The sequence below is a fragment of the Paenalicyclobacillus cellulosilyticus genome (genome assembly GCF_014647315.1).
GTDB lineage: Bacteria > Bacillota > Bacilli > Alicyclobacillales > Alicyclobacillaceae > Alicyclobacillus_J > Alicyclobacillus_J cellulosilyticus.
Genome location: NZ_BMOY01000109.1, coordinates 1 through 656, shown reverse-complemented (window position 1 = coordinate 656; position 656 = coordinate 1). Strand labels below are relative to the sequence as shown.

General features: G+C 41.5%; 1 protein-coding gene. It reads left to right on the top strand.

What is annotated here, in order from left to right; genetic code table 11:
- Positions 1 to 162 precede the first annotated feature (162 nt).
- On the top strand, positions 163 to 656 hold a 494-nt coding region (locus tag IEX97_RS13030), incomplete at its 3' end, for a cytochrome c oxidase assembly protein (protein ID WP_188883524.1).

The following is a 656-nucleotide window of genomic DNA, read 5'->3' as shown; positions in this document are numbered from 1 at the left end:
CGCAGTTATTGTTTTTATTTAACGTCATTCAAACCGCACGTCGTCATGGTCCGAAAGTGGATGCTAAAGTTTGGGAAGGTGCTCATGGTTTAGAGTGGACCTTATCGTCTCCTCCACCTTATCACAGCTTCTCAACGCCACCTAAAATCCACTGAGTATCAAATGGCTGTAAAATCACATACCAGATTATTAGTGACGTTATTTGCCATTGTGGTTGGAATGTTTGGGTTTGGATTTGCACTGGTACCTATTTACAACAGTCTTTGCAAAGCGTTGAATATCAATGGCAAAACAAACCCGGAAGCGGTGGCATATGATAGCCATATAACGATTCAGAAAGAGCGTGAAGTTTTGGTTGAATTTGTTGCAACCAATAACAGCGGGATACCTTGGGATTTTTATCCCAAGGTGCACAAATTACGAGTGCATCCTGGCGAAATTGCTAAGCTGTCGTTTTATGCTGAAAATAAAACAAATCATCGCATGACGGTGCAAGCGATACCCAGTGTCACTCCAGGGATTGCTGCAAAATATTTAAAAAAAACCGAATGTTTTTGTTTTACCCAACAAACGCTGAATGGTCATGAAGCCATGGATATGCCCTTGCTATTTCATGTGGATACGGATTTACCAGAGCGGGTTAAAACCATTACCTT